Origin of the sequence: Nocardioides renjunii (assembly GCF_034661175.1) — a bacterium.
Taxonomy (GTDB): Bacteria; Actinomycetota; Actinomycetes; order Propionibacteriales; family Nocardioidaceae; genus Nocardioides; species Nocardioides renjunii.
The window spans coordinates 4,129,546-4,151,954 of sequence record NZ_CP141058.1 but is presented as its reverse complement, the minus strand read 5'-3'; the positions used below and the strand labels follow the sequence as shown (position 1 = coordinate 4,151,954).

19 protein-coding genes are annotated in these 22,409 nt (G+C 73.7%); 12 read left to right on the top strand and 7 right to left on the bottom strand.

The genetic code is table 11. The features are described from left to right. Nucleotides 1-8 precede the first annotated feature (8 nt). The 5 genes from SHK17_RS19895 (at nucleotide 9) to SHK17_RS19875 (ending at nucleotide 6,234) form a co-directional block, all read left to right on the top strand. Nucleotides 9-1,088, top strand: coding sequence for a histidinol-phosphate transaminase (locus SHK17_RS19895; protein ID WP_322920481.1), 1,080 nt, complete (start codon nucleotides 9-11; stop codon nucleotides 1,086-1,088). Nucleotides 1,089-1,107: 19 nt separating this feature from the next. After that, complete coding sequence (locus tag SHK17_RS19890; RefSeq protein ID WP_322920480.1) at nucleotides 1,108-2,097, top strand: glutathione S-transferase family protein; 990 nt, start codon at nucleotides 1,108-1,110, stop codon at nucleotides 2,095-2,097. Nucleotides 2,098-2,289: 192 nt separating this feature from the next. Then, nucleotides 2,290-3,462: a pyruvate dehydrogenase (acetyl-transferring) E1 component subunit alpha gene (gene pdhA / locus SHK17_RS19885; protein WP_253943027.1), complete on the top strand. Its 1,173-nt coding sequence runs from the start codon at nucleotides 2,290-2,292 to the stop codon at nucleotides 3,460-3,462. Beyond that, nucleotides 3,459-4,451: an alpha-ketoacid dehydrogenase subunit beta gene (locus SHK17_RS19880; RefSeq protein WP_172267697.1), complete on the top strand. Its 993-nt coding sequence runs from the start codon at nucleotides 3,459-3,461 to the stop codon at nucleotides 4,449-4,451. The genes pdhA and SHK17_RS19880 overlap by 4 nt, the downstream gene beginning before the upstream one ends. Nucleotides 4,452-4,617: 166 nt before the next feature. Beyond that, entirely contained in the window at nucleotides 4,618-6,234 is a 1,617-nt protein-coding gene (locus SHK17_RS19875) for a dihydrolipoamide acetyltransferase family protein (protein WP_322920479.1), read from the top strand. A gap of 126 nt (nucleotides 6,235-6,360) precedes the next feature. On the opposite strand, the gene SHK17_RS19870 is transcribed toward SHK17_RS19875, so the two are convergent. Then, complete coding sequence (locus tag SHK17_RS19870; protein ID WP_322920478.1) at nucleotides 6,361-7,311, bottom strand: NAD-dependent epimerase/dehydratase family protein; 951 nt, start codon at nucleotides 7,309-7,311, stop codon at nucleotides 6,361-6,363. A gap of 133 nt (nucleotides 7,312-7,444) precedes the next feature. Between SHK17_RS19870 and SHK17_RS19865 the strand changes: the two genes are divergently transcribed. Both SHK17_RS19865 and SHK17_RS19860 read left to right on the top strand, forming a co-directional pair. Continuing rightward, nucleotides 7,445-8,908 (top strand): coiled-coil domain-containing protein, encoded by a 1,464-nt coding sequence (locus tag SHK17_RS19865; protein WP_322920477.1) that lies wholly within the window; start codon nucleotides 7,445-7,447, stop codon nucleotides 8,906-8,908. Further along, a complete protein-coding gene (locus SHK17_RS19860; protein ID WP_322920476.1) occupies nucleotides 8,901-9,890 on the top strand; it encodes a coiled-coil domain-containing protein in 990 nt (329 codons plus the stop codon). Before SHK17_RS19865 ends, SHK17_RS19860 begins: the two co-directional genes overlap by 8 nt. A 3-nt stretch (nucleotides 9,891-9,893) precedes the next feature. On the opposite strand, the gene SHK17_RS19855 is transcribed toward SHK17_RS19860, so the two are convergent. Then, complete coding sequence (locus tag SHK17_RS19855; protein ID WP_322920475.1) at nucleotides 9,894-11,384, bottom strand: M1 family metallopeptidase; 1,491 nt, start codon at nucleotides 11,382-11,384, stop codon at nucleotides 9,894-9,896. Nucleotides 11,385-11,407: 23 nt separating this feature from the next. Continuing rightward, nucleotides 11,408-11,986, bottom strand: a complete 579-nt coding sequence (locus SHK17_RS19850) for an RNA polymerase sigma factor (RefSeq protein WP_322423483.1) — start codon at nucleotides 11,984-11,986, stop codon at nucleotides 11,408-11,410. A gap of 20 nt (nucleotides 11,987-12,006) precedes the next feature. Here SHK17_RS19850 and SHK17_RS19845 point away from each other — a divergent pair, with 20 nt between their 5' ends. Beyond that, entirely contained in the window at nucleotides 12,007-13,467 is a 1,461-nt protein-coding gene (locus SHK17_RS19845) for a serine/threonine-protein kinase (RefSeq protein WP_322920474.1), read from the top strand. A 9-nt stretch (nucleotides 13,468-13,476) separates the two neighbouring features. Here the strand turns inward: SHK17_RS19845 and SHK17_RS19840 are convergent, their stop codons facing one another. Then, a complete protein-coding gene (locus SHK17_RS19840; protein WP_322920473.1) occupies nucleotides 13,477-14,109 on the bottom strand; it encodes a hypothetical protein in 633 nt (210 codons plus the stop codon). A 45-nt stretch (nucleotides 14,110-14,154) separates the two neighbouring features. Continuing rightward, nucleotides 14,155-14,814, bottom strand: a complete 660-nt coding sequence (locus tag SHK17_RS19835; RefSeq protein ID WP_322920472.1) for a hypothetical protein — start codon at nucleotides 14,812-14,814, stop codon at nucleotides 14,155-14,157. Between the two features lie 85 nt (nucleotides 14,815-14,899). Between SHK17_RS19835 and SHK17_RS19830 the strand changes: the two genes are divergently transcribed. Both SHK17_RS19830 and SHK17_RS19825 read left to right on the top strand, forming a co-directional pair. Continuing rightward, nucleotides 14,900-16,129 (top strand): amidohydrolase family protein, encoded by a 1,230-nt coding sequence (locus SHK17_RS19830; RefSeq protein ID WP_322920471.1) that lies wholly within the window; start codon nucleotides 14,900-14,902, stop codon nucleotides 16,127-16,129. Nucleotides 16,130-16,152: 23 nt separating this feature from the next. Beyond that, nucleotides 16,153-17,655: an amidohydrolase gene (locus SHK17_RS19825; protein ID WP_322920470.1), complete on the top strand. Its 1,503-nt coding sequence runs from the start codon at nucleotides 16,153-16,155 to the stop codon at nucleotides 17,653-17,655. A 36-nt stretch (nucleotides 17,656-17,691) separates the two neighbouring features. On the opposite strand, the gene SHK17_RS19820 is transcribed toward SHK17_RS19825, so the two are convergent. Next, nucleotides 17,692-18,873: a helix-turn-helix domain-containing protein gene (locus SHK17_RS19820; RefSeq protein WP_322423479.1), complete on the bottom strand. Its 1,182-nt coding sequence runs from the start codon at nucleotides 18,871-18,873 to the stop codon at nucleotides 17,692-17,694. A gap of 104 nt (nucleotides 18,874-18,977) precedes the next feature. Here SHK17_RS19820 and SHK17_RS19815 point away from each other — a divergent pair, with 104 nt between their 5' ends. Both SHK17_RS19815 and SHK17_RS19810 read left to right on the top strand, forming a co-directional pair. Further along, nucleotides 18,978-20,108, top strand: a complete 1,131-nt coding sequence (locus tag SHK17_RS19815) for a ferredoxin reductase (RefSeq protein WP_322920469.1) — start codon at nucleotides 18,978-18,980, stop codon at nucleotides 20,106-20,108. A gap of 34 nt (nucleotides 20,109-20,142) precedes the next feature. Beyond that, entirely contained in the window at nucleotides 20,143-21,375 is a 1,233-nt protein-coding gene (locus SHK17_RS19810) for a fatty acid desaturase family protein (protein ID WP_322920468.1), read from the top strand. Here the strand turns inward: SHK17_RS19810 and SHK17_RS19805 are convergent, their stop codons facing one another. Further along, nucleotides 21,376-22,401 (bottom strand): LacI family DNA-binding transcriptional regulator, encoded by a 1,026-nt coding sequence (locus SHK17_RS19805; RefSeq protein WP_322920467.1) that lies wholly within the window; start codon nucleotides 22,399-22,401, stop codon nucleotides 21,376-21,378. Between the last annotated feature and the right edge of the window lie 8 nt (nucleotides 22,402-22,409).

The following is a 22,409-nucleotide window of genomic DNA, read 5'->3' as shown; positions in this document are numbered from 1 at the left end:
GTGCGGGCATGTCCACCGACGCGCCCCAGCCCCGGCCCAACGTGCTCGCCATCCCTGCGTACGTCGCCGGCAAGCCGCCTGTCGCCCGACCCGGGCTGACGTCATTCAAGCTGTCCTCGAACGAGAACCCCTACCCGCCGCTGCCCGGTGTGCTCGAGGCCGCCACGGCGGCCGCGGCGGAGATGAACCGCTATCCCGACATGGGCAGCACCGCACTCTACGCCGCCCTCGGCGAGGCGATGGGCGTCCCGGTCGAGCACCTCGCCGCGGCCACGGGGTCCGTCGGGCTGATCTACCAGGTGGTCAACGCCTTCTGCGAGCCCGGCGACGAGGTCGTCTACGCCTGGCGCTCCTTCGAGGCCTACCCCATCGCCGTCACGGTCGGCGGCGCGACGAGCGTACGGGTGCCCGTCACCGCCGACGGCCGCCACGACCTCGACGCGATGGCGGCCGCGGTCACCGACCGCACGAAGGTCGTCATCGTCTGCACCCCCAACAACCCGACCGGACCGGCGGTGACGCAGTCCGAGCTCGACGCGTTCATCGCACGCATCCCCTCCCACGTGCTGGTCGTCGTGGACGAGGCCTACCTCGAGTTCGTGCGGATGGACGACGCCATCGACGGGATCGCGACCTACCAGCGCCACGACAACGTGGTCCTGACCCGCACGTTCTCCAAGGCCTACGGCCTCGCCGGCTTCCGCGTCGGCTATGCCGTCGGGCCGGCGCCGCTGGCCGCCGCTCTCCGCGCGGTCTCGCTGCCGTTCGGGGTCAGCCACGTCGCGCAGGCCGCGGCGATCGCCTCCCTCGAGGCCCGCGACGAGCTGTTCGAGCGGGTCGAGGACCTCGTGGCGCGTCGCGCCGACCTGGTCACCCGGCTCCGGGACGTCGGCTGGGACCTGCCCGACGCCCAGGGCAACTTCGTGTGGTTCCCGCTCGGCGACCGGTCCCTCGACTTCGCGGCCGCGTGCGGCGAGGTCGGGATCTCCGTGCGGCCCTTCGCCGGCGACGGCGTCCGCGTCAGCATCGGCGAGACCGAGGCGTTCGACCGGGTCGTCGAGCTGGCCGCCCGCTTCGCGCCGGCGTAGACGCGAGTACGGTTGAAGAGTGAACGACAAGGCGAGCTACACGACCAAGGGCCAGCCCTTCGAGCGCGACATGTCCTACATCCCCGACCGGGTCCTAGCCGGGGAGCGGTCCGCGGACCCGCTCGACGACCGCTTCCCGAGCGGCTCCAAGGACAGCCCGCGCGACGTGCAGGTGTGGGACGTCGCGCCCGGGCGCTACCGCCTCGTCGCCGCGCGCGCCTGCCCCTGGGCGCACCGCTCGATCATCGTCCGCCAGCTCCTCGGCCTGGAGGACGTCATCTCGTGGGGCGCGCCCGGTCCGACGCACGACGAGCGCAGCTGGACCTTCGACCTCGACCCCGACGGCCGCGACCCGGTGCTCGGGATCGAGCGGCTGCAGGAGGCCTACTTCGCCCGCCACCCCGACTACCCGCGCGGCATCACCGTCCCGGCCGTCGTCGACGTCGAGTCGGGCGCGGTCGTCACCAACGACTTCCCGCAGATCACCCACGACCTGTTCTTCGAGTGGCGCGAGCACCACCGCCCCGACGCCCCGGACCTGTGGCCCGCCGAGTTCCGCGAGGAGATGGAGGGGGTCATGAAGCGGGTCTTCACCGAGGTCAACAACGGCGTCTACCGCTGCGGCTTCGCCGGCTCGCAGGAGGCGTACGAGGATGCGTACGCGCGGCTGTGGACGGCGATGGACTGGCTCGAGGAGCGGCTCGCCGACCGCCGCTACCTGATGGGTGACGCGATCACCGAGGCCGATGTGCGGCTGTTCACGACGCTGGCCCGCTTCGACGCGGTCTACCACGGCCACTTCAAGTGCAACCGCAACAAGCTCACCGAGATGCCGAACCTGTGGGGCTACGCCCGCGACCTGTTCCAGACGCCCGGCTTCGGCGACGAGGTCGACTTCGACCAGATCAAGCAGCACTACTACGTCGTGCACACCGACATCAACCCGACGCAGATCGTCCCCGCGGGACCCGACCCGGAGGTCTGGCGCACCCCGCACGGACGCGGCTGACCGAGGCCTGAGCGAGGCCTGAGCGAGGCCTGCAGGGGGTCGCCGCAGCCCCACCCAGATTGGTGCTGGCAGGCTGCGGCCGATACGTTGAGCCCCATCATGTGGTCGGGGTCACACACGCCGACGACCACGCTGCAAGCCGTCGGCGTCCGGCGATCCCGCGACTGCCGCTAGCTGTTGAAGGAGAGTGCGTTGTCCGACCCTGCCTCCCCCCGGAGTGACACCTTCGGCCCCGACCTTGCGGAGGTCTTCGGACCCTCCCAGTCCGACGGTGGCCCCGACCTCGTCCAGCTGCTGACGCCCGAGGGCGAGCGCGTCCACCACCCCGAGTTCGACCACGACTTCTCCGCCGAGGAGCTGCGCGGGCTCTACCGCGACATGGTCCTGACCCGGCGCATCGACGTCGAGGCCACCGCGCTCCAGCGCCACGGCGAGCTCGGCATCTGGGCCCAGCTGCTCGGCCAGGAAGCCGCCCAGATCGGCGCCGGCCGCGCGCTGCGCCCGCAGGACTACGTCTTCCCGACCTACCGCGAGCACGGCGTCGCCTACTGCAAGGGCGTCGACCCGCTGCGGCTGCTCGGCCTCTTCCGCGGGGTCGACCAGGGCGGTTGGGACCCCAACGAGAACAACTTCGGCCTCTACACGATCGTCATCGGCGCCCAGACGCTCCACGCCACCGGCTACGCCATGGGCATGCAGCGCGACGGCGTCGTCGGCACCGGCGACCCGGAGCGCGACGCTGCCGTGATCGCCCACTTCGGCGACGGCGCGTCCTCGCAGGGCGACGTCAACGAGGCGTTCATCTTCGCCGCGTCCTACAACGCCCCCGTCGTGTTCTTCTGCCAGAACAACCAGTGGGCCATCTCGGAGCCGATCGAGCGCCAGACCCGGATCCCGCTCTACCAGCGAGCGCTGGGCTTCGGCTTCCCGGGCATCCGCGTCGACGGCAACGACGTGCTGGCGACGTACGCCGTCACCAAGGCCGCGCTGCAGCGGGCGCGCGAGGGCAACGGTCCGTCGTTCGTCGAGGCCTACACCTACCGGATGGGCGCGCACACCACGACGGACGACCCGACGCGCTACCGCCTCAACGACGAGCTCGAGCACTGGAAGCTCAAGGACCCGATCGAGCGGCTCAAGGTCTACCTGCGCCGCAACGGCCTGGTCGACCAGGAGTTCTTCGACAGCCTCGACGCCGAGGCCAAGGAGCTGGGCCACCACCTCCGCGAGGGCTGCAAGGCGCTGCCCGACCCCAAGCCGCTGGACCAGTTCGGCTACGTCTTCAGCGAGATGACCGAGGAGATCGCCGCCCAGCGCGACGGCTTCGCGGCCTACCTCGAGTCGTTTGAGGAGTCCCACGCATGAGCACCGCCACCACGCAGAAGATCACCCTCGCCAAGGGCCTCAACATGGGCCTGCGCAAGGCGATGGAGGACGACGACAAGGTCCTGCTGATGGGCGAGGACGTCGGCAAGCTCGGCGGCGTCTTCCGCATCACCGACGGCCTGCAGAAGGACTTCGGCGAGGACCGCGTCATCGACAGCCCCCTCGCGGAGTCCGGCATCGTCGGCACCGCGGTCGGCATGGCGCTGCGCGGCTACCGCCCCGTCGTGGAGATCCAGTTCGACGGCTTCGTCTACCCCGCCTACGACCAGATCGTGTGCCAGGTCGCGAAGTACACCTACCGCTCGCAGGGCAAGGTGAAGATGCCGATCGTCATCCGCATCCCCTTCGGCGGCGGCATCGGCGCGGTCGAGCACCACTCCGAGAGCCCCGAGGCGCAGTTCGCGCACACCCCCGGCCTCAAGGTCGTCGCCTGCTCCAACCCGGTCGACGGCTACTGGATGATCCAGCAGGCCATCGCCCACGACGACCCGGTGATCTTCCTCGAGCCCAAGCGGCAGTACCACGCCGACAAGGCCGAGCTCGACGAGTCGGCCACCCCCGAGCCGCTGTTCACCTCGCGCGTCGTCCGGCCCGGCACCGATGCCACGGTGCTCGCCTACGGCCCGACGGTGAAGACGGCGCTCAAGTGCGCCGAGGCCGCCGAGTCCGAGGGCCGCAGCCTCGAGGTCATCGACCTGCGCACCCTCTCGCCGCTCGACATGGCGCCGGTCTACGAGTCCGTACGCCGCACCGGTCGCTGCGTGGTCACCCACGAGGCCCACGTCAACCTCGGCATGGGCGCCGAGCTCGCGGCCCGGGTCACCGAGCAGTGCTTCTACTCCCTCGAGGCGCCGGTGCTCCGCGTCGGCGCGTTCGACACGCCCTACCCGCCGTCGCGGATCGAGGAGGAGTACCTCCCCGACCTCGACCGGGTGCTCGACGCCGTCGACCGCAGCTTCTCGTACTGATGGGCTCGCTCCGCTTCGCCGTGTCCGCGTCGCTGGGAGACGGCGCCGTCGTCGTCGTTGCGGCGACCTCCCCCGCTGCGCTCCTCCGGGCGCAGCCCTCCTCCTGCAGGCGCCGTCGCGACGCGGACGGCTCACTGGGCCGTGTTCCTGCCCGAAAGGTCATGTGATGTCTGAGTTCCTCCTCCCCGACGTCGGTGAGGGCCTCACCGAGGCCGAGATCGTCGCCTGGAAGGTCAAGGTCGGCGACACCATCGAGATCAACGACGTGGTCGTCGAGATCGAGACCGCCAAGTCGCTCGTCGAGCTGCCCTCGCCGTTCGAGGGCACCGTCCTGGCGCTGCTCGTCCCCGAGGGCGAGACCGTGCCCGTCGGCACGCCGATCATCTCGATCGGTGCTCCCGGCGAGGAGCCGGCGCCCGCGGCCCCGCAGACCGAGTCCGACCCCTATCTCGGCATGGCCCAGAAGGCCGGCGCGGCGGACGGTGCGGCCACGGCTGCCCCGGCCCAGGTCGACGCGGCCGACATCGACCTGTCCAACCCGGCGGCGTCCGGCTCGATGGAGGGCGCCTCGCTGGTCGGCCGGATCAAGGCCGACCGCGGCCCGATGCGCCGGGCCCGCCGCGGCTCCGCGTCGCCCAGCACCGACGCCGGCGCGCAGACGCAGATGCAGGTGCAGGGCGCCTTCGCGCCCGGCGGCGCCCAGTCCGACGAGGTCATGCCCGCCGACGAGTCCCCGGTGCCCGCCGTGGACCAGCGACGTGCGGCCCCGCCGGCGCCCGCCGAGGCGCTGGTCCCGGCGGCCGCGCAGGTCGAGCCCGGCGTCGTACGCGCGCTGGCGAAGCCGCCGGTCCGCAAGCTAGCCAAGGACCTCGGTGTCGACCTCACCACCCTGACCGGCTCCGGCCCGTCGGGCTCGATCACCCGCGACGACGTCCAGGGCGCGGCCTCGCGCGGCGGCTCGGCCGGCGGTGCGAGTGGGGGTGCTGAGTCCGCGGCGGCCGCGTTCAGCGGCGCGGACGCCCCCGGTGCGTCCTACGGCGGCTCGACCCAGCGTGGGCTGTCCCGCGCGGCGTCGGGCGAGCGGGAGACCCGCGAGCCCATCAAGGGCGTGCGCAAGATGATGGCGGCGGCGATGAGCCAGTCGGCCTTCACCAGCCCGCACGTCACCGAGTGGATCACCGTCGACGTGACGGCGGCGATGCAGCTGGTGGCCCGGCTCAAGAAGCGCCCGGAGCTCCGCGACGTCCGGGTCAGCCCGCTGCTGGTCCTGGCCCGGGCGGTCATCCTGGCGATGCAGCGCACGCCGGAGATCAACTCGGTCTGGGACGAGGCGGCGCAGGAGGTCGTCTACAAGCACTACGTCAACCTCGGCATCGCGGCCGCCACGCCGCGCGGCCTGGTGGTGCCCAACGTCAAGGACGCCGACTCCCTGTCGATGACCGAGCTGGCGGCCGCGCTCGGCGAGCTCACCGCCACCGCGCGCGAGGGCCGGACGCAGCCGGCGGAGATGGCGGGCGGCACGTTCACCATCACCAACGTCGGCGTCTTCGGCGTCGACGCCGGGACCCCGATCATCAACCCCGGCGAGTCCGCGATCCTGTGCTTCGGCGCGATCAACAAGCGGCCGTGGGTGGACGAGGAGACCGGCGAGATCGTGGTCCGCGACGTCACCACGCTGGCGCTGTCCTTCGACCACCGCCACATCGACGGCGAGAAGGGCTCGCGCTTCCTCGCCGACGTCGCCGGGATCCTCCGCGACCCCGGCACGGCGCTGCTCTTCTGACCGACCACTACACGTGACCGGGCACTTCGTGCCCGTCCGGCCCCTCGACCGGGCACTTCCTGCCGCACCACGGGCACGAAGTGCCCGGTCGGCGCCGAGGACGGGCACGAAGTGCCCGGTCGTGGGTCAGCGGGCGTGCCAGGCCGCCAAGACCTCCGCCTCCCGCTCGGCCGACAGGGCCGTGACGGGCGAGTCGAGGCAGCCGGGGGCGGTCTCGGCGACCGGTCGCAGCCGCAGCCCGGCGGCGACGGCCGGGGCGGGGTCGTGCGCCAGCATCCCGTCGTACTCCGGACGCGGCAGCCACAGCGGCAGCGACCCCTCGCCCGCCCAGGGCGCGACCCCCTGCGCCTCGAGGAACGCGGTGTCGACCCACGTCAGCCCGGGGGAGGCGTCACCCACGCCCGACGCCGCCTCGGTGAGCATCCGCTCCAGGGGCATCGGCGTCCCGACGGCGTCGTAGGTGCCGGTGGTGCGGGCCTCGGCGAGGTCGAGCACCCACGCCGCGAGGTCGCGCACGTCGATGACCTGCACCACGTCGGCGGGCGCGCCGGGGGCGAGCACCTCGCCGCCGCGGGCCAGGCGCTGGGGCCAGTAGGCGAAGCGTCCGGTCGGGTCTCCGGGGCCGACGATGAGCCCCGGGCGTACGACGACCGACGAGGCGGCCCGTGACTGCACGAGCTGCTCACAGGCCACCTTCATGCCGCCGTAGGCCTCCGGGTCGACGGCCAGGTCGACGTCGTCGGTGATCGGCTCGAGCAGCGGCTCCATGGCAGCGGAGGAGTTGTCGGCGTAGACGCTGATCGTCGAGACGAAGACCCAGTGCGCGTCGCGCGTGGCCGCGACGGCGCTGCGCACCTGGGACGGCAGCCGGGCGACGTCGACGACGGCGTCCCACCCGCCGTCGGCCAGGGCGGCGGGCGGCTCGTCCGCACGGTCCCACGGCAGGTGCGTGGCGCCGTCGGGCACCGGCCCGGACTCGCCGCGGCACGCGCAGGTGACGTCCCACTCCCTCGTCACGGCCTGGACGGCCACCTCGCGGGACAGGAACCGGGTGCCGCCGAGGACGAGGAGCTTCATGGCCCACACTCCAGCGGGCCGCGGGTCGGGCGGCAAGGGGCTTTCGCTGTGAGCGGAACGGACGAGCGCTTTGTCAGCGAGGTGGTCGCGCTGCGACAATGACCGCCTCGGATCGTGTGTGAGAGGAGCGGGCATGTCCCTCGATGCCGCGACGGCGTCCTCCGGCGAGCCCACCACCGCAGCCCTGCTCGCGCGGGCGCAGCAGGTCGCCGACCAGCTGCAGAGCGAGGCCAGGCAGGAGGCGGAGCGGCTGACCGCCGACCTCGCCCGGCTGCGCGAGGAGGCCCGCAAGCTCCGTGCGGAGGCCGAGCGCGACCGCGCCGAGGCGGGCCGGGCGCGCCGGCAGGCCGAGGAGGTGCTGGCCGGCGCCTCGGAGGAGGCGGCGACGATCGTCGTCGACGCCAACGAGCAGGCAGCCCTGCTGATGAGCTCCGCCTCCGACGCCCGCGACCAGCAGGTGGAGGCGGCCCGCATCGAGGGCGACAAGCTGCGCGCCCAGGCCCGCGACGACGCCGTCGCGCTCCGCGCCGAGTCGCAGGAGCTGCGCGACACCGCGGCCACCGAGAAGGCCACGCTCCTCGAGGCCGCCCGCGCCGAGGCCCACGACACCGTCGACGCCGCCCAGCGGACCGCCGTCCGCCTGGTGGAGGAGGCACGGTCCGCCGGCCAGCAGCACCTCACCTCCGCGACCGCCGAGGCCGAGTCGCTGCGTGCCAGCGCGTCCACGGAGTCCGCCCGGATGCGCGACGAGGCGGCGTTGCACGTCGAGGAGCTGCGGCGCACGACCGGCGCCGAGGTCGACCGGATGCGCCAGGTCGCCGAGCAGACCCTCGCCGCGGCCCGGGCCGAGAGCGAGGAGAAGCTGCGCCAGGCCGCCGAGCAGACCGAGTGGGCGACGCGCACGGTCGAGTCGGTGCTGGCCGGCGCGGCCACCGAGGCCGACGCCATCCGTCGCGCCGGGCACGCCGAGGTCGGCGCCCACGCCCGGCTCGTACGCCGTCGCCTGCAGGGCGTGATCTCCGCCGTCGCCGGCCGGATGGCTCTCGAGATCGCGGAGGTCCAGCAGCGCGCCGACGACGTCACGCAGGTGGCCGCCCTCGCCGCGGGCGAGCTCGAGAGCGACGCCCGCGCCACCCTCCAGCGGGCCGAGGCGGAGGCCGCGCGGATCATCGCCGACGCGACCGACGAGTCCGAGCGCGCGGTCGAGCGCCTCGAGCGCCGCCGGGCCGAGGCCGAGTCCGGTGCCGCCAGCCTGCGTGCCCTCGTGGCCCAGGAGGTCACCCGGACCCGGGCCGAGGCCGCCGAGCAGCGGCGGAGCGCGCGCGAGGAGTCGGTCGCCCTCGTCGCCGAGGGCCGGGCCGAGGCCGACCGGCTGCGCGACGGTGCCCGTCGCGCCGTCGAGCGCGCCCGCGCCGAGATCACCGAGCTGCAGGGCCGGCGCGACCGCATCGCGGCCGAGCTCGGCCAGCTCTCCGGCGTGATCGAGGCGCTGTCCGTCCCCGAGCGCCAGCAGCCGCCCGACGGCCCCGTGGCCGTCTCGCCCGACCCGTCCCCGGACCCCCACGCCCCCACCCACCAGGAGACCCCCGATGCCTGAAGAGATGTTCACGACGGTGCGCCGCGGCTACGACCCGGCCGAGGTCGAACGCGCCGTGACCCAGGCGCAGGGCGAGGTCGCCGACCTGCGCCGCCGGCTCGAGGCCGCCGAGGCGGCCGCGGAGGCCGCCCGCCAGGAGGCCGTCACCTCCCGGGACGCCCTGGTCGCCCAGCAGCAGCAGGAGCCGGAGGCGCCGGGGTTCGAGCACCTCGGCGAGCGGGTCGGGCAGATCCTGTCGCTCGCGGAGGCGGAGGCCGCCGACATCCGTGACCGCGTGGTGGGCGAGGTCGAGGCGCTCCGCAAGGAGGCCGAGGCCGAGGCCGGCGCCGTGCGCGCGGACGCCGACCGCTACGCCGACGAGACCCGTCGCGACGCCGACGCCGAGGCCGCCCGCGTGCTCTCGGACGCGCGTACGGCAGCCGAGTCCGAGCGCGACGCCGCCGAGCGCGACGCGTCCGCCCGCCGCGCGGAGGCGGAGGCGCTCCACGAGGACGCCCGCGCCAAGGCTGCCCAGTCCGCCGCCGACTTCGAGACCACGCTGGCCGAGCGCCGGCAGAAGGCCACCTCGGAGTTCCAGGCCCAGCAGGCCGCCACCCAGGCCGAGCTCGACGCGATGGCCGCGCGCAACCGCGACACCGAGGCCGCGATGGAGCGCAGCCGCGCCGAGGCCGAGGCCCGCATCGCCCGGATGCTCTCCGACGCCGAGGAGCGCTCGACGACGATGGTCGCCGAGGCCCGCGCCACCGCCGACCGGGTGCGCTCGGAGTCCGAGCGCGAGCTCGCCGCGGCCGCCCAGCGGCGCGACAGCATCAACGCCCAGCTGTCCAACGTCCGCCAGATGCTCGCCACGCTCACCGGCACAGTCCCCGGCGTGGCGCTGCCCGAGCCGGCCGCGGAGCCGGCGGTCTCGGAGCCGGAAGCCGTCGAGGCGGCGGAGGAGCAGGCGGAGGAGCAGCCCGAGGAGCAGCCCGAGCGGCACTGAGCGCTAGGCGCCCGGCACGCCCGGCCGCGGCGTCGTGCGGCCGGTGATCCAGCGGTCGAAGAAGGCCGACAGCTCGAGGCCGGTCTCGTCCTCCCAGTGGGCGTAGATCTGCTCGCGGGACGCGGAGGTGTTGTCGTTCTCGCTCAGCCACGATCGGGCGACCCGGTAGAACTCGTCGTCGCCGAGCGCCCGGCGCAGCTCGTTCCACATCAGGGCGGGCGTGTAGTAGATGTTGGAGCTGCCGAACTGCCGCGGGTCGTAGTCGCCGGGCGGTCCGTACGCGTCGCGCAGCTGCTGGTCGGACGCGCGGGCGCTGCGCAGGCTGGCGTCGAGCGGCTGGCCCTCGTGCTCGTCCTGGTAGATCCACTGCATCAGCATCGTCATGCCCTCGTTGAGCCACACGTCGCGCCAGTCCGACGGCGAGACCTGGTCGCCGTACCACTGGTGCACGATCTCGTGGGCGACGACCTCGGGCGACAGGACGTACTCGTTGTTGCCGAGCGTGACCATCGTCTGGGTCTCCATCGCGCTCTGCGACGCGGTCACCACCAGGCCGAGCGAGTCGAAGGGGTAGTCGCCCAGCCGGGACTCGACCCAGTCGACGGTGGCAGCCGCCGTCTGCACCTGGTCGACGCGCTGCACCATCCCGCGCGGCGTCCAGTAGGCGACCTCCATGCCGTCGTCGGTGGAGTTGCTGCTGTGGGCGTAGTCGCCGATCGCGAGGGTGACGAGGTAGGACGAGGCCGGCTCGACGAGCTGCCACGACGTCGTCGTGCGGTCCTCCTCGACCGTGTGCTCGGTGAGCCGGCCGTTGGCGACGCCGGTCCACGGGGACGGCGCGTGGACGGTGATGTCGTAGAGCGCCTTGTCGGCCGGCTGGTCGTTGACGGGATACCAGGTGTAGGCGCCGAACGGCTCCTGCATCGTCCACACCTCGCCGGTGTCGGTGACGGTGAACCCGGTGGTCGAGAAGTCGCTGCGCGTCGTCGGGGCGGGTGCCGGCCGCGGCGTGCCGGCGTAGGACACGACGAGCTCGTGGCGGCCGTCGGCCTCGAGCGGCGCGCGGACGACGAGGTCCTTGCCGCGGTGCGCCGTGCGCACCACCTCACCGTCGAGGGTCACCTCGCCGACCTCGAGCGGCGCGCCGAGGTCGAGCTGGAAGCGCGGGGCTGCTCGCGTCGCGCGGAAGGTGATCGTCGCCTCGCCCGTCAGCCGGGACCCGTCGGGGTCCCAGGTGAGGTCGAGGCCGTAGTGCAGCGCGTCGACGCGGGGGTCGCCGGCCTGGGGGTAGACGCTGTCCTCGACCGGCTCGGAGAGCGCGAGGTCGAGGTCCGGCTCGACCCGGTCGACGACCGTGGGCGCCGACGCCGGCGCCACCGAACCGTCCTCGCCGGCGGCCGCCCGCGACGGGCTCGGCGTCACGAGCTCGTCGGAGACCTCGGTTCCCGACGAGCAACCGGCGAGCAGCACGGTCGACAGGGCGGTCGACAACACGGTCGACAGGGCGCCCGGACGTGTCACCGATCGCCCCGGAGCAAGGGCCGGGCCAGCTTGCGGCCGTGGTGGATCTGCGCCTTGACCGTGCCCAGCGGGGCGTCGACCAGCGTGGCGATCTCGTCGTAGGGCAGGCCGTAGACGTCGCGCAGCAGCAGCGGCTCGACGAACTGCGGGTGGTCGCGCTCGATGGTCTCCATCGCGTCGAGCAGGTCGAGCCGGGTGCCGGCGATCACGCTCGTGGTGCGCGGGTCGGGACGGTCGTGGGCGCCGTCCTCGAAGTCGGTGGGGGTGGCGAGGTTCTTCATCCGGCGGTACGTCGTCCGCGCGCTGTTGACGGCCACGATGTGCAGCCAGGTCGTGAAGCGTCCGCGACCGCCCCAGGAGTCGATCTTGGTGGCGACGTTGAGCATCGCCTCCTGGCACGCGTCCTCGGCGTCACCGGAGTAGGGCAGCACCCCGCGGCAGATGTTCAGCACGCGTGGACGGACCGCCGAGAGCAGCTGCTCGAGCGCATCACGGTCCCCGTCGCGCGCCTGTCGCGCCAGGTCGTCGATGTCGTCCGGCGACAGCGCGCCGCCCTCGTCCCCGGAATAGCTCACCCCTGCACGATAATGCCCGGGTGTCCGCTCCCTCTCGTCTCGGTCGGTACCCGGTGCGGCGCCGCATCGGGTCGGGGGCGTTCGCGACCGTGTGGCTCGCCTACGACGAGCACCTCGACTGCCCGGTGGCGATCAAGGTGCTGGCCGACAACTGGAGCGGCGACCTGCACATCCGCCAGCGGTTCCTCGAGGAGGGGCGCTTCCTGCGCAAGGTCGAGTCGCCCCACGTCGTGCCCGTCTACGACGCGGGGGAGCTGGCCGACGACCGTCCCTACCTCGTGATGGCGTACGCCGACCAGGGCACGCTGGCCGACCGCCTCGAGCTCTCGGCCCTCGAGCCCTCGCAGGCGCTGACCGTCATCGAGCAGGTCGGACGCGGCCTGACCGCGCTGCACGACCGCGGGGTGCTCCACCGCGACGTCAAGCCGGCCAACGTGCTGTTCCGCACCGTCGACAACGGCCGCGGCTCGCGCGTGCTGGCGATGCTCGGCGACCTCGGGCTCGGCAAGGCGATGGACATGTCGTCGCGGCTCACCATGGTCGGCGGCACCCCGACCTACGTCGCCCCCGAGCAGGCGCTGGGGGAGGGCCTGGACCCGCGGGCCGACCAGTTCTCCCTGGCCGCGCTGAGCTACTACCTCCTCGCCGGCCGGCAGCCCTACCACCACACCAGCCTGGCCGCCGCGGAGGACCCGCCGCCCCCGCCGCCGATGGAGATCGACAACCCCGACGCCGAGGCCGTCGTGCGCAGGGGACTGGCCAAGGACCGCCGCGACCGGTTCGAGGACGTCGAGGCGTTCACGGCCGCCCTGGCCGCCACGATGGGGGGACGCGTCGACGAGCTGCCGCAGGCCTGGGTCCCGACCGACCCCGACCTCACGCAGGCAGCCCCGCGAACCGACGTGACCGACCGCGACGAGGACGCGCCGGCCGACCCGGCCCCGTCGCGGCGGCGCTGGCCGTGGCTGGTCGCCGCGGTGGTGGCGCTCTCCCTGGGCGCCGGCGCCGGCTGGGGTCTCGAGCAGGCGATGACCTCCGAGCGGACGCTCACCGACAGCACGGGCACGATCTTCGTCACCGTCCCGGACGAGTGGACGGCGCAGGTCGACCCCCAGCAGTGGGTCCCGCTCGAGGGTCAGCGCGAGCACCCGGCGCTCGCCGCCGGCAGCAAGGACGGCTGGAACACCGACGAGGACCCGGCGCCCGGCGTCTTCATCGGGATCCTCGCGGGCGACAAGCTGCCGTCCCGGGTGCCCCAGCACCCGACTTGCAAGGAGACCGGGTCGCTCATCGAGGACCAGCGCGACGGCCGCGACTCCATGCAGGTCACCTTCACCGGCTGCCCGGGCGTCGACGTCATCGTCGAGCGCGTCGTGCAGCTGACGTCCAACCGGTTGCTCTGGGTGCAGGTGCGCAGCACGGACCGGCCGACCGCCAACCGGGTGCTGGCCTCGGTGGACACCCAGGGGATGGGCCTCTGACCGCCGCGGTCAACCCAGCTCGATCCCGGCGGCGACGCGGCCGACGAGGTCGGCCATCCCCGGTGAGTCGACGATGCGGCCGGTCACCGCGACCTCGACCTGCGCGTTGTCGGACCCGGTCAGGTCGAGCCACCTGAGGTAGCCGCTGCGCAGGTGGTTGCTCGCGACGAAGCGGAAGTGGAGCCCGGCGGTGCCCTGGTCCAGCACCTCGAAGTTCTCCTCGTCCTCGTCGAGCTCGTCGATGCGCCGGTCGAGGGTCCAGTCGATCGAGCGCCGGTTGCTCAGCACCTGCTCCACCCGCAGCAGGTAGCCGAAGGACGGTTGACCCGGCGGGCGCCACTGCCACTCGTTGAGCGAGTTCTCGGTGAAGTCCCAGCCCTCGGGCACGGGCACCGTCATCCGGAAGCTGCCGCTGCCGACCTGCTGGCGCACGAGCGGGACGCCCGGCTCGAGGGGCGGGTAGGTCGGGTCCGGCAGCAGCTCGGGCACCGGGTCGACGGGCAGGCTCGGCGACGCGGCGGCCACCGGCTGCGCGGGCCGGTCCCCGCCGAGGTCCCGGCGGAGCCCCCAGGACGCGCCGAACCCGCCGACGGCGCCGACCAGCACCAGCAGCGCGAGCACAGCGACCCCCCGCGACCTCACGACGCGACCCTAGGGCACCGCTCAGGGCACCGCTCAGGGCACCGCTCAGGGCAGCGGGATCTCCGCGGCGCCCGCCCCGCCCATGCCGTCGCCGACCCGGCGGATCAGGTCCTCGGCGCCCTGGACGTCGACCTCGCGACCGTGCACCACGATCTCGACGTCGGCCTGGCCGCTCATGTCGAGGTCGAGCCACCGCATGAAGCTGTGCCGCGCGTTGCCCTCGTTGCTGCGGTAGGTGTACTCGAGGGTGTCGGCCCCGCGCTCGATGATCACGACGTCCTCCTGCTCGTCGCGCAGCCGCTCGATCCGGATGTCGATCGCGTCCTCGATGGTGATGTCCTGGCTGTTGATCTGCTCGATGCGCATCACGTAGGTGTTGTTGGACGTGCCCGGCTTCTTCCACTTCCACTCGTTGCTCGCGTTGGCGTTGGTGGTCCAGCCGACGGGGGCGGGGAAGGTGATCTCGAACTTGCCGGAGCCGAGTGTGGCGGGCTTCATCGCGATGCCCGGCAGGAGCGCGGGATCGTCGGGGTCCGTCTCGTAGGGCCTCGGTGCCTCGACCGGCATGTCCGGGCGCGAGGCCGGGACGGGCGAGGGCACGCCCTCGCCGAGCGTGGCGTCGCGGGTCTGGGCGGACGCGGCGAAGCCGCTCCCGGCGCCGATCGCCAGGAGCGCGACCAGCACTGCAGGCCCCCGCCAGTTCACGGGTGCAGTATCCCGGGCCGGAGCCGGTCTGGTCCACCGGCCTCGACAGGTGCGGTCCGCGCCCGTCAGGCGGACCATCGGGAGGATGGGCCAGCGGTGGGCGCTCCGGGTCGCGAGGGCGTACGACGGCGAGCGCTTCCGCCGGGACGGCGCGACCGTCGTCGTGGACGGCGACCGCATCGCGGGCGTCGAGCCGGCCGCGTTCTCGCCGCCCGGCGACGTGCCCGTCACCGACCTCGACGGCACCCTCCTGCCGGGGCTGGTCGACTGCCACGTCCACCTGGTCGCCGCGGGCGCGTTCCCCGGCGCGCAGGGGAGCCTGGAGTGGGCGGGGACCGCGGACCCCGCCTCGGTGGACCTCGTCGTCACCGCCGCGCTGGAGGACCACGTCGCTGCCGGCGTGACGACCGTGCGCGACCTGGGTGACGCCGGCTTCCGGGTGCTGGCGCACCGGGGCCGCCACCCCGAGAGGCTGCCCCGGGTGGTGGCCGCCGGCCCGCCCCTCACCACCCCCGCCGGGCACTGCCACTTCCTGGGCGGCGCGGTGGACCCGGACGACCCGGCCGCGCTGGACCGCGCCGTCGCGGACCGCGTCGAGCGCGGGGTCGACCTGGTCAAGGTGATGGCGAGCGGCGGCTTCCTGACGCCGGGCAGCGACCAGCTCGGCGCCCAGTTCGAGGTGGCGCCGTTGCGGCACCTGGTGGACGCCGCCCACACCGCGGGACTGCGGGTGGTGGCCCACACGCACTCGGTCACGGGCGCCGAGGTAGCGCTCGACGCCGGCGTCGACGGCCTCGAGCACTTCACCTGCCTGGCGCCCGGCGGCGTGCACGCCCCGGCCGAGCTCCTCGACCGGGTGGCGTCGGCAGGCGTGACGGTCGACCCGACGCTCGGCCACGACGCCGCCCGGTTCCCACCCGTCTCCCAGATGCCGCCGCACGTCCTGGAGATGCTCACCCGCATCGGGATCACCGACCGCGACGCCCACTTCGCGCAGGTCGCGCGCGGCTCGCTCCGGCTGCGTGAGCACGGCGTGCGCGTGGTGTCGGGGCTGGACGCCGGGGCGATGCCCGCCAAGCCGCACGGACACCTGTGGCGCTCGGTCGCCGCGCTCGTCGAGGGCGGCTGGCCCGTCGACGAGGCGCTCGCGACGGCGACCTCCGCGGCGGCCGACGACTGCGGCGTCGACGCCGGGCGCCTCGCCGCCGGGCGCCTCGCCGACCTCCTCGTCGTGGACGGCGACGTGACGACCGACGTGGCGGCCCTCGGCCGGCCGGTCGCCGTCTGGCTCGGCGGGGTCGCCGTCGGGACGTGAGCCACGCCTCATACGGTGGGCCCGTGCTGATCAGCAACGTCCACCTGGTGGCGGTCTCGGGACCGCTCCCGGCCCCTGTCGCGGGGCTGCTCGACGTCCGCGTCGACGGCGACCGGGTCGTGGAGGTCGGCCCCGGGCTGGCCGCCGCCCCCGGCGAGGCGTCGTACGACGGGGGCGGGCGGTGGCTGGCGCCGGGGCTGTGGGACCAGCACGTGCACCTCGGCCAGTGGACCCTGAGCTCGGCCCGGCTCGACCTGGCGCCGGCCCGGTCGAGCGCCGAGGCGGTCGACCTCGTCCGCGAGCGGCTCGAGCAGTGGCCCGACCTGCCGGTCATCGGCTGGGGGCATCGACCGACCGCGTGGCCCGCCAACCCCACCGTGTCCGACCTGGACGCCATCGGGACCGACCAGCCGATCGTCCTGATCGCCGGGGACGGCCACCACGGGTGGCTCAACACCACCGCCCTCCACATGCTCGCCCTCTCGAGCCGCGACACCGTGGTGAGCGAGACCGAGTGGTTCCTGGCCTACGGCCGGCTGGCCAGCGTGCTCGGCACCGACGGCACGGGCCCCGAGGCCTACCGACGCTCGATGGAGGCCGCCGCGGCGCAGGGCGTCGTCGGGCTGGTCGACCTCGAGTTCAGCGGCGGCGTGGCCGACTGGGCCGCGCGCTGGGCCGGCGGCGCCGACCTGCTCCGGATCCGCCACGCCTGCTACGCCGACGGCCTCGACGACGTGCTCGCCCGCGGCCTCCGGTCCGGCGACCCGCTCGACGGCGACCCGCGCCTGACCATGGGGCCGCTCAAGATCATCAGCGACGGCTCCCTCAACACCCGCACCGCCTGGTGCTGCGAGCCCTACGCCGACAAGGCCGTCCCCGGTCACGAGGAGGGCCAGCCCAACCAGACGCCGGAGGAGCTCCGTGCCCTCCTCGCCCGAGCCGTGGCCGGTGGCCTCGAGGTCGCCGTGCACGCCATCGGCGACCGCGCCGTCACCGAGGCGCTCGCCGCCTTCGAGGAGACCGGCGCGCGCGGCAGCGTCGAGCACGTGCAGCTCACCACGCGCGACGACGTACGCCGGATGGCCGCGCTCGGCGTCCGCGCCAGCGTGCAGCCGGCCCACCTCCTCGACGACCGCGACGTCACCGAGCGGCTGTGGCCCGGCCGGGCCGAGCGCTGCTTCCCGCTGCGGTGGATGCTCGACGACGGTGTCGAGGTGGTGCTCGGCTCCGACGCGCCCGTCTCGCCGCTCGACCCGTGGCTGGCGATCGCCGCGGCCGTGCACCGCTCCGGCGACGAGCGGGAGCCGTGGCACCCGGAGCAGGCGATCACCGCCCGCGAGGCGCTGGCCGCCTCGACCGACGGCTGGGGGACGGTCGCCCCCGGCCACCCGGCAGACCTGGTGCTGCTCGACGCCGACCCGTTGGACGGCGGCTCCGACCGCGAGCACGCCACGGCGCTCCGCGGCTTCGCCGACCGTGTCGCCGTCACCTGGGTGGCGGGGCAGGTGGCCCACGCCCGGTCCTGACCGCACGGCGGGCATGGGTCGGTCGGGACGGCCGGCTCAGGCCAGCGCGAGCGTCGCGTCGAGGACGAACGCCGGGTCCTCCAGCCGGTCGCCGTAGACCTCGCGCAGCTGCCCGACCCGGTAGCGCACGGTCTGGGCGTGGACGAAGAGCTCCTCGGCCACCGCCTCGCGCCGCCCGTGGTGGAGCAGCCAGCTGCGGAGGGTGTCGGTGAGCTTCTCCGCGGTCGAGGGCCGCAGCTCCGCCAGTGGCGCGAGCACCCGGGCGCGCAGGTCGGCGCGGGCGTCGGGGTCGGCGGCCAGCAGGAGCGCGGCGAGGTGCTCGTCGGAGTCGACCAGCCCCTCGAGGCCGAGGGCGGCGCACCGCAGCGCCCGGCGGTAGGACGCCGACGCCTCGAGCCACGGGACGCTCGGGCCGACGACGGCGTCGGTGCCCTGCAGCGCCCGCAGCAGCGCCGGCCGCGCGGCGGCCGACCCGGTGCCGGGCACCAGCAGCGAGGCGTGTCCCTCCGGCAGGCCCGGCACGTCGTCGGTCGGCTGGAGCGTGCGGGGGTCGAGGGCGGTGAGCGCGGCGGACATCTGCGACTCGGCCAGGACGACGGCGGTCAGCGCCCCCGGCGGCTCCCAGTCGGCCCGCTCCGCCGCGGCGTTCACGGCGTCGGCCGGCGCGCCGGTGAGGAGGGCCCGGGCCAGGCGCTCGAGGTTGCGCTGGCGCACCCGGCCGCTGCTCTCGAGCTCGTCGGTGTGACCGGCGACCGAGGCGGCCGAGAGCTCGTCGATGTAGGCGAAGACCAGCTCGGCGAACCGCGCCAGCTGGCCGGCGTCCACCCCGGCCTCGACTGCCACGTCGGCCATGTCGCGCCACGAGGCGCGGGCGCCGATCCGGTAGGCGGAGAGCAGCGCCTCGACCGTGCGACCGCTGCGCGCCTCCCCGCGGCCGAGCTGGTAGGCACCCTCGATCGCCGGCGCCTTGGGGGCGTCGGCGTCCTGCCGGGTCGCCAGCGTGAGGAAGCCGCCGAGCGCGAGCTGGACCGCGTTGCGGATGACCGCTCCCATCCGCCCGCTCCAGGCCCCGGCATAGCTGGGCACCTCCTCGACGATCCGCAGCACCGCGCTGTCGGCCACCTCGGCCAGCCGCTCGCGCAGCGCGTCGGCGACCTCGGGGTCGAGGCCGACCACGGTCTGTAATTGTGTGGCCGGGCGCACAGGGCGGGTGCTCATCGAGGCTCCTGGGGTCGGTCTTGTTCGCGACGAACAAGACTGTACGCCTCGATTCACGTGCGCAGGGCAGGAACCGTGGCCGCTCATCGGGCACATTGGGTGTCATGAGCACGACTCTCGAACCTCAGGCGCCCGGCACGTCGCGCAGCCGACGCCTGGGCGACCAGCTGGTGCGGGTCGCCGAGGCGGCGACGACGCCCTACCTGCCGGCCGACTTCATGGACCTCTTCGCCCCGCTGCGCTCGGGCGCCGACCTCCGCGGCCGCATCGAGTCCGTGCACCCCGAGACCGCCGACGCGGCCACCATCGTGATCCGTCCCGGCGCCGACTGGGCCGGCCACGTGCCCGGCCAGTACCTCCGGATCGGCATCGACGTCGACGGCGTACGCCAGTGGCGTGCGTACTCGCTCACCCACGGTCCGCGCCGCGACGGCCGCATCTCGATCACCGTCAAGGCCGTCCCCGACGGCCTGGTCAGCAACCACCTCGTCCACGAGGCCCGCCCCGGCACGCTGGTGCACCTCGAGCAGGCCGCGGGCGAGTTCGTCCTCCCGCCGGAGGGCGGCAAGTTCCTCATGGTGACCGCCGGATCGGGCATCACGCCGGTCATCGGCATGCTGCGCAACCTCTTCCCGAGCACCGACGACGGCGTCCTGCGGCCCGCTCGCAGCGCCGACCACGACATCGTGGTCGTGCACGTGGCGCCCAGCCACCCCCACTCGATCTTCATCCGCGACCTCGAGGCGCTCGACGCCTCGGGCGCGATCCGCCTCGTCGCGCGCTACGACGACGAGCACGGCGTCCTCGACGTCGCCGACCTCGGCGACCTCGTGCCCGACCTCGCCGAGCGCCAGACCCTGGCGTGCGGCCCGGCCGGCCTGCTCGACGCCCTCGCCGCGCACCACGACGCCGCCGGCATCACCCTCACCACCGAGCAGTTCCGCACCGCCCGCGTCGAGCCCGGCGACGGCGGCACCGTGACCTTCTCCTCCGGCACCACCCTCGACCTCGACGGCGCGACGCCCATCCTCGACGCGGCCGAGGCCGCCGGGGTGCTGATGCCGAGCGGCTGCCGGATGGGCATCTGCATGGGCTGCGTCATCCCGCTGCGCGAGGGCAGCGTCCGCGACCTCCGCAACGGCGCCATCACCACCGCCGTCCCCGGCGAGACCGGCGACCTCAAGGTGCAGACCTGCATCAACGCCGCCGCCGGCCCCTGCCACATCGACCACTGACCGCAGACCTCCCCGACACCCCCAGGAGATCGACATGACCACCGTCCAGAAGAAGGCCGTCCTCGGCCAGGCCAACCCCATCGCGCACCTCACCGAGGCCGACATCGAGCAGATCGGCATCGAGCTCGACGCGATCCGCCAGGACGTCATCGACGAGCGCGGTGCCAGCGACGCGGCCTACATCCGGCGCGTCATCGACACCCAGCGCAAGATCGAGCTCGGCTCGCGCGCGGTGCTCCTGTTCAGCGCCTTCCCGCCGGCCTGGGTGCTCGGCACCCTCGGCCTGAGCATCTCCAAGATCCTGGACAACATGGAGATCGGCCACAACATCCTCCACGGCCAGTGGGACTGGATGCGCGACCCCAAGATCCACTCCAGCACCTGGGAGTGGGACATGGCCTCGCCCGCCGAGCAGTGGAAGCACAGCCACAACGAGCTCCACCACACCTACACCAACGTCATCGGCAAGGACAACGACCTCGGCTACGGCATCATGCGCGTCGACGAGGACCAGCCGTGGACGCCCGCGTCGCTGGTGCAGCCGGTCTTCTGCTTCATCAACGCCGTCTTCTTCGAGTACGGCATCGCCGCCTACGACCTCGAGCTCGGCGCGGTCATCGCCAAGAAGCAGACCAAGGACCCCGAGTTCCGCCGTCGCGCCAAGCAGGTGCTCACCAAGATCCGCAAGCAGGCGACCAAGGACTACGTCGTCCACCCCGCGCTGTCGATCCCGACCGGCTCGTTCCTGCCCACGCTGGCGGCCAACGTCACCGCCAACATCGTGCGCAACCTCTGGTCCAACTCCGTCATCCTCTGCGGCCACTTCCCCGAGGGTGTCGAGACCTTCGAGAAGCGCTCCATCGAGGGCGAGACCAAGGGTGAGTGGTACGTCCGCCAGATGCTCGGCAGCGCCAACATCTCCGGCTCGAAGGCCCTGCACCTCATGACCGGCAACCTCTCGCACCAGATCGAGCACCACCTCTTCCCCGACCTGCCGTCCAACCGCTACGCCGAGATCGCGCCCAAGGTGCAGGCCCTCTTCGAGAAGTACGACCTCACCTACTGCGCGCGCCCGATGGTCCCGCAGGTCGCCTCGGCCTGGCACAAGGTCATCCGGCTCTCGCTGCCCAACGGCTGGCTCGCGACGACCACCAAGAAGAACGCCCCGCAGCAGCTCGCCATCCTCTACAAGATGGCCACCGGCGACCGTCGTACGCGTCGCCTGCTCGGGCGCAAGCTCGAGAGCGAGGCGCGCGCGGCTGCCTGATCAGCCGGCGCGCTGCGGCGGCGCCGTCGAGCCCCGCAGCACCAGGGACAGCGGCAGCAGCACGGAGCGGGCCGCGCGGTCCGGCTCGGCGATCGCGTCGAGCAGCATCCGCGCGGCCTCCGCACCGATCTGCTGGTGCGGGACCGAGATGGTGGTCAGCGGCGGCGCCAGCTTGTCGAGGAACGGCATGTCGTTGAAGCCGACGACGCTGATCCGGTCCGGGCAGGCGATGCCCCGCTCCGCGAAGACGTCGTAGCAGCCGAGGGCGATCAGGTCGTTGCCGGCGACGACGGCGGTGACGTCGGGTCGGCGGTCGAGGAGCTCGCGCAGGGCGTCGGCCCCCGACTCCTCGGTCCAGTGCTCGCAGGTCACGACGAGGGCCGGGTCGCCGTCGAGGTCCCGGTCGCGCACCGCGTTGCGGAACGCGCGGCGCCGCGCGACGCCGGTCGACGTGGTCAGCGGCCCCGCGAGGTGGCCGATCCGGGTGTGGCCGAGCCCGACGAGGTGGGCGACGGCCAGCTCGATGCCGGCGGCGTCGTCGGGGGTGATCGAGGGCAGGTCGACCCCGTCGGGACGACGGTTGACCATCACCATGGGCACGCCCTCGCGGCGCAGCCTCGCCAGCAGCGGGTGGTCGATCAGCGCCGTCGCGACGATGAGGCCCTCGACCTGGCGCGAGCGCAGCAGCTCGATCTGGGCGCTCTCCCGCTGGGGGTCGTTGTCGGTGTTGACGATCAGCCCGCTGTAGCCGGCCGGCTCGAGGACGTCCTCGATGCCCCGCACGATCGGCGGGAAGAGCGGGTTGGTCAGGTCGGGGATGACCAGCCCGACGGTGCCGGACTTCGACGTCTTGAGGCCGCGGGCGATGGGGTTGGGCCGGTAGCCCAGGCCCTCGGCCACCTTCATCACCCGCCGTGCCGTCTCGGCGTTGACCAGCCCACGCGTGGCGGGGTTCAGTGCGCGGGAGGCGGTGGCCGGGTGGACCCCGGCGGCATCGGCCACGTCCCGGAGCGTGGGGGTCTGCACAGCAGGCA